Origin of the sequence: Pseudothioclava alba, assembly GCF_033100795.1 — a bacterium.
Lineage (GTDB): Bacteria > Pseudomonadota > Alphaproteobacteria > Rhodobacterales > Rhodobacteraceae > Pseudothioclava.
This window is the reverse complement of the sequence record NZ_JAWLVI010000001.1, coordinates 1,187,697-1,194,253: the sequence shown is the minus strand read 5'-3', so window position 1 is coordinate 1,194,253 and position 6,557 is coordinate 1,187,697. Positions and strand designations below refer to the sequence as shown.

Annotated in this window: 3 protein-coding genes and 1 tRNA gene; 1 reads left to right on the top strand and 3 read right to left on the bottom strand. The window is 62.2% G+C overall.

Translation table 11 applies throughout. The features are described from left to right. Positions 1–241: 241 nt before the first annotated feature. Positions 242–315, top strand: a tRNA-Cys gene (locus tag RYZ20_RS05875). Positions 316–530: 215 nt separating this feature from the next. Here the strand turns inward: RYZ20_RS05875 and lpdA are convergent. The 3 genes from lpdA to RYZ20_RS05860 all read right to left on the bottom strand — a co-directional run bounded on the left by lpdA (position 531) and on the right by RYZ20_RS05860 (position 6,540). Next, a complete protein-coding gene (gene lpdA / locus RYZ20_RS05870) occupies positions 531–1,919 on the bottom strand; it encodes a dihydrolipoyl dehydrogenase (protein WP_317671269.1) in 1,389 nt (462 codons plus the stop codon). A 108-nt stretch (positions 1,920–2,027) separates the two neighbouring features. After that, complete coding sequence (gene odhB / locus RYZ20_RS05865) at positions 2,028–3,536, bottom strand: 2-oxoglutarate dehydrogenase complex dihydrolipoyllysine-residue succinyltransferase (protein ID WP_317671267.1); 1,509 nt, start codon at positions 3,534–3,536, stop codon at positions 2,028–2,030. Position 3,537: 1 nt separating this feature from the next. Then, the gene (locus tag RYZ20_RS05860) at positions 3,538–6,540 is read right to left on the bottom strand and encodes a 2-oxoglutarate dehydrogenase E1 component (RefSeq protein ID WP_317671265.1); all 3,003 of its coding nucleotides are present in this window, start codon (positions 6,538–6,540) and stop codon (positions 3,538–3,540) included. Between the last annotated feature and the right edge of the window lie 17 nt (positions 6,541–6,557).

Genomic DNA, 6,557 nt, shown 5'->3' with positions numbered 1-6,557 from the left:
GACGTCCTGGCGCGGCTGCCGGACTTGCCCGTCTCGCGCCTCCCCGAATTGCTGCCGTGGCACTGGAAAACACAACAGGACGCCCTCAACGCACCCTGACCGTGGCCTTCGCCGGATGTTTACGTTTAGACGCCGTCCAACCGATCAGGTGAAGCCCATAGCATCAGCCACTTCGGCACAGGGTTTTCGGGAATATCGGCTTGCAGGCGGTTTTTCCATCGTGTAGACGAAGCCTATCTGCGGCGAGTGGGCAGGTAGGTTATGCAGCGGATTGCAAATCCGTCTAGAGCGGTTCGATTCCGCTACTCGCCTCCAGATTTCTTCCTGAAATCATTGGAATATGCCCAGAGTGACGCGGAGTTTTCTGCCCGTCGCCAAGCGCGCAGATTGATGGCTTCGACGGCTCTTGACACCAGCGATCGGGGCGCCGGGTTCAAAGATGTCCAGCCAGCGCGTCTGGGTTTTGACGGAAAATAAACAGAAAAAGGGTGGCCGGGTGGCCACCCCCCATTTTGAACTATCAGCTCTTTTCAGGCGTGGATTGCGCCGTCGCCACAGGCCAGCGCGGCTTCGCGCACGGCCTCCGAATAGGTCGGGTGCGCGTGGCAGGTCAGCGCGATGTCCTGAGCCGAGGCGCCGAACTCCATCGCGACACAGATCTCGTGGATCATGTCACCCGCTGCCGGGCCGATGATGTGGCAGCCAAGAATACGGTCGGTTTCCTTGTCCGCGATCAGCTTGACGAAGCCGTCGCCCTGGAACACGGCCTTGGCGCGGCCGTTGCCCATGAACGAGAACTTGCCGACCTTATAGGCGCGGCCCTCGGCCTTGAGCTGCTCTTCGGTCTGGCCGACGCTGGCGACCTCGGGGGTGGTATAGATCACGCCCGGGATCACACCGTAGTTCACATGGCCATGCTTGCCCGCGACAACCTCGGCGACGGCCATGCCTTCGTCCTCGGCCTTGTGGGCCAGCATCGGACCGACGATCGCGTCACCGATGGCGTAGATGCCTTTGACGTTGGTCGCCCAATGCGCGTCGGTCTTGACCTGACCGCGGTCGGTCATCTCGACGCCCAGTTCGGCAAGGCCCAGACCGTCGGTGTAGGGCTTGCGACCGGTTGCGACCAGAACGACCTCGGCATCAATCGAATGCTCGCTGTCGTCCTTGCGCAGCTTGTAGCTGACGGTGTTCTTGTTCTTGCCCTTGGCAACGCCCTGAACGGCAGCGCCCATAACGAACTTGATGCCCTGCTTGGCCAGCAGCTTCTGGAACGACTTGGCGACCTCGGCATCCATGCCGGGCGTGATGTTGTCGAGGAATTCGACGACCGTCACGTCGGCGCCAAGACGCTTGTAGACCGAGCCCATCTCAAGCCCGATCACGCCTGCGCCGATCACGACCATCGATTTCGGGGTTTTCTTGAGCGACAGCGCACCGGTCGAGGTGACGATGGTGTCTTCGTCAATCTCGATGCCCGGAAGGCTCGAGGGAACCGAGCCGGAAGCGATGATGATGTTCTTGGCCGAGTGGACCTCCTCGCCGACCTTCACCTGACCGGCCGCCGGGATCGAGCCCCAGCCCTTGAGCCAAGTCACCTTGTTCTTCTTGAACAGGAACTCGATGCCCTTGGTGTTGCCGTTGATGACGTCCTGCTTGTAGGCCTGCATCTGCTCCCAATCGACCGAGGGGGATTTGCCCTTCAGGCCCATCTTGGCGAAGTTATGCTCGGCTTCGTGCAGGCTGTGGGTCGCGTGCAAAAGCGCCTTCGAGGGGATGCAGCCCACGTTGAGGCAGGTGCCGCCAAGGGTCTCGCGGCCCTCGACACAGGCGGTTTTCAGGCCAAGTTGCGCACAGCGGATCGCACAGACATAGCCACCCGGGCCACCACCGATCACGATTACGTCGAAGTCTGCCATTGGAATAGTCCTTTGACTGGTCGCGGGGAGCCCCGCGCGCCCGATGCCGTTCGGCCAGTCGGGCGAAGATGGAAGAAGGGGCGGCGCAAGGGCCGCCCCGAAGTGCGATTACAGGTCCAGCAGCAGGCGGCGCGGGTCTTCCAGCGCTTCCTTGACGCGGACGAGGAAGGTCACGGCGCCTTTGCCGTCGACGATGCGGTGGTCATAGCTGAGCGCCAGATACATCATCGGGCGGATCACGATCTGACCGTTCACCACGACCGGACGATCCTGGATCTTGTGCATGCCAAGGATACCCGACTGTGGCGGGTTCAGAATCGGCGAGGACATCAGCGAGCCATAGACACCACCGTTCGAGATGGTGAAGGTGCCGCCCTGCATTTCCGCCATCGAGAGCTTGCCGTCACGGGCGCGCTTGCCCTTTTCAGCGATCGCTTTCTCAATCTCGGCGAATGACATCTGGTCGGCGTCGCGGATAACCGGAACCACAAGGCCGGTCGGCGTGCCAGCAGCCACGCCCATGTGGACGTAGTGCTTGTAGACGATGTCGCCGCCGTCGATCTCGGCGTTGACTTCGGGCACTTCTTTCAGCGCATGGCAGCAAGCCTTGGTGAAGAAGGACATAAAGCCCATGCGGACGCCGTGCTTCTTCTCGAAGCTGTCCTTGTATTCGTTGCGCAGCGCCATGATGCCCGACATGTCCACCTCGTTATAGGTGGTCAGCATCGCGGCGGTGTTCTGCGCGTCTTTCAGGCGGCGTGCGATGGTAGCGCGCAGGCGGGTCATCTTGACGCGCTCTTCGCGGGCGGCGTCGGACGGGTTGCCCGGAGCGCGCGGAGCGGCTGCCGGAGCAGGCGCAATCGACACAGCCGGAGCGGCCGAGGCATTCGCCACGTCTTCTTTCATCACGCGGCCATCTTTGCCCGTGCCCTGAACCGATGCCGGATCAATGCCCTTTTCCGCCATCAGCTTTTTCGCGGACGGTGCGTTCTCGACGTCTTTCGCGCCCGATGCTGCCGGAGCAGCGGCAGGGGCGGCAGCCGCCGGAGCGGCGGCGACGGAACCAGCCGCAGCGCCTTCGGCCACAACGGCCAGCTTGGCCGAGGCATCAACCGTGGTGCCCTCGGGGGCCACGATTTCGGTCAGCACACCTGCGACGGGCGAGGGAACCTCGACCGAGACCTTGTCGGTTTCAAGCTCGCACAGCATTTCGTCCTGCGCGACAGTGTCGCCCACTTTCTTGAACCAGGTGGAGACCGTCGCTTCAGCAACGGATTCGCCCAACGTCGGAACCATAACGTCAGTCATTTTGACCTCATTGGATTGGGGCGCTGCGGCGGCGCCGGAATTTTGTTTGGGGGCCGGGGCGGCGGCTGCCGCACCCTCGGTAATAACAGCAAGAAGGGCATCAACGCCGACGGTCACGCCTTCGGCTGCGACGATCTCGCCCAGGGTGCCAGCCACGGGGGCGGGCACTTCGACGGTGACTTTGTCGGTCTCAAGCTCGCAGAGCATTTCGTCAACGGCGACCGCGTCACCCGGTTTCTTGAACCAGGTGGCGACGGTGGCTTCGGTCACGGATTCGCCCAGGGTGGGCACACGGACTTCGGTGCTCATATCAGCCCTCCAATGCTTCGTTGACCAGCGCTTCCTGCTCGGCCTTGTGGCGGCTGGCCAGACCCGTTGCNGCTTCCTGCTCGGCCTTGTGGCGGCTGGCCAGACCCGTTGCGGGCGAGGCCGAGGCCGCACGACCGGCATAGCGGGCGCGCGTGTGTTTCGCTTCGATCTTGGTCAGAACCCACTCGATATTCGGCTCGACGAAGGTCCAGGCGCCCTGGTTCTTCGGCTCTTCCTGACACCAGATCACCTCGGCACCCTTGAAGCGCGACAGTTCGGTCACCATCGAATGCGCAGGGAACGGGTAGAACTGTTCGAGACGCAGGATGTAGACGTCTTCGAGGTCGCGCTTGTCGCGCTCGGCCAGCAGGTCGTAATAGACCTTGCCCGAGCAGATCACGACGCGCTTGACCTTGGCGTCGGCGGCCAGCTTGAACTCCGAGTTGCCCTGATGCTGCGGATCGGCGTCGTCCCACATCACGCGGCGGAAGAACGAGCCGGTGGTGAATTCGTCAGCCGACGAGGTGCACAGCGGGTGACGCAGAAGCGATTTCGGCGTCATCAGGATCAGCGGCTTACGGAAGTTGCGGTGGATCTGGCGGCGCAGGATGTGGAAGTAGTTCGCCGGAGTCGAGCAGTTCGCAACGATCCAGTTGTCTTCCGCCGAGAGCTGCAAGAAGCGCTCTAGGCGCGCCGAGGAGTGCTCCGGGCCTTGGCCTTCGAAGCCGTGCGGCAAGAGGCACACAAGGCCCGACATCCGCAGCCATTTCCGCTCGCCCGAGTTGATGAACTGGTCGAACATGATCTGCGCGCCGTTCGCGAAGTCACCGAACTGGGCTTCCCACATGGTCAGCGCGTTCGGTTCGGCCAGCGAATAGCCATACTCGAAGCCCAGAACCGCGTATTCCGAGAGCGCCGAGTCGATCACCTCGTAACGCGACTGGCCCGCACGGATATGGTTGAGCGGGTAGTAGCGATCTTCGGTGGTCTGGTCGATCAGCCCCGAGTGACGCTGCGAGAAGGTGCCGCGCGTGCAGTCCTGACCGGCAAGGCGAACCGGGAAGCCCTCTGTCAAAAGCGAACCGAAAGCCAGCGCTTCGGCGGTCGCCCAGTCGAAACCCTTGCCATTTTCGAACATCGCCTTCTTCGCATCAAGCTGGCGCGCGACGGTTTTGTGGATGTCGAAATTCTCGGGGTAGGAGGTCAGCGCGGTGCCGACTTCCTTGAAGGTCTCGGGCGAAACCGAGGTGACGCCAGCGTCATACTCGGCGGTTTGGCGATCGAGGTGCGACCAGCGCCCGTCCAGCCAGTCCGCCTTGTTCGGCTTGAACTGTTTGCCGATCTCGAACTCTTCGTTCAGATGCGACTGGAACGCGGCCTTCATGTCCTCGATCTCGCCTTCGGGGATAAGCCCGTCCGCGACAAGACGCTCGGTATAAAGCTGGAGCGTGGTCTTGTGGCCCTTGATGTTTTTATACATCGCCGGGTTGGTGAACATCGGCTCGTCGCCTTCGTTGTGACCGAAGCGGCGGTAGCAGAAGATGTCCAGAACCACGTCCTTGTGGAACTTCTGGCGGAACTCGGTCGCGACCTTGGCGGCGTGCACCACGGCCTCCGGATCATCGCCGTTGACGTGGAAGATCGGGGCTTCCACCACAAGCGCGTTGTCCGTCGGGTAGGGCGACGAGCGCGAGAAGTGCGGCGCGGTGGTGAAGCCGATCTGGTTGTTCACGACGATATGCATCGTGCCGCCGGTGCGGTGCCCTTTCAGGCCCGAGAGCGCAAAACATTCCGCCACGACGCCCTGACCGGCAAAGGCCGCGTCACCGTGCAGAAGGATAGGCAGAACCGCGATGCGGTCTTCGTCGTTCAACTGGTCCTGCTTGGCGCGGACCTTGCCCAGAACGACCGGGTTCACCGCTTCAAGGTGCGAGGGGTTAGCGGTCAGCGACAGGTGAACCTTGTTGTCATCGAACGAGCGGTCCGACGAGGCACCGAGGTGATATTTCACGTCGCCCGAGCCATCCACGTCATCGGGCTTGTAGGAACCGCCCTGGAATTCGTGGAAGATCGCGCGGAACGGCTTGCTCATCACGTTGGCCAGCACGTTCAGGCGACCGCGGTGGGGCATCCCGATGACGACTTCTTTCAGGCCAAGCGCGCCACCGCGCTTGATGATCTGCTCCATCGCCGGGATCAGTGCTTCGCCGCCATCAAGGCCGAAACGCTTGGTGCCCATATATTTGACGTGCAGGAACTTTTCGAAGCCCTCGGCCTCGACCAGCTTGTTCAGGATCGCACGGCGGCCTTCACGGGTGAAGGCGATCTCTTTGCCAAGCCCCTCGATCCGCTCTTTCAGCCAGCTTGCCTCCTCGGGGTCCGAGATGTGCATGTATTGCAGCGCGAAAGTGCCGCAATAGGTGCGCTTGAGCACGTCCATGATCTGACGCATCGAGGCGATTTGCAGACCAAGCACGTTGTCGATGAAGATCGGGCGATCCATATCGGCATCGGTAAAGCCATAGGCTTTCGGGTCCAGCTCGGGGTGGAGCGCGCTGTCACGCATCCCAAGCGGGTCGATGTCCGCGATCAGGTGGCCACGGATACGGTAGGCGCGGATAATCATCAGCGCGCGGATGCTGTCCAGAACGGCGCGCTTTACGGCCTCGTCCGAAACCTCGACGCCCTTCTCGGCGGCTTTCGCTTTGATCTTGTCGCCTGCACCTTTCAGCTCTTTCGCGGCCGGCCATTCGCCGGTCAGCGCGCCGGTCAGGTCGTCCGACGGCATCGGCGGCCAGTCGGGACGGTCCCACGACGCGCCCTGCGCCGACTTGGTCACGGCAAGCTGGTCATCGCCCAGAGTTGCAAAGAAATCGGCCCATGCGGCATCAACAGAGGACGGGTCCTGTGCGTAGCGCGCATAAAGCTGTTCGACGTAATCCGCGTTTGCCCCTTGCAGGAAGGAGGAAGCGTGGAACGTGTCGTTCGGAGATTGATCGTTCATGGTGTCACCTGGCTAAC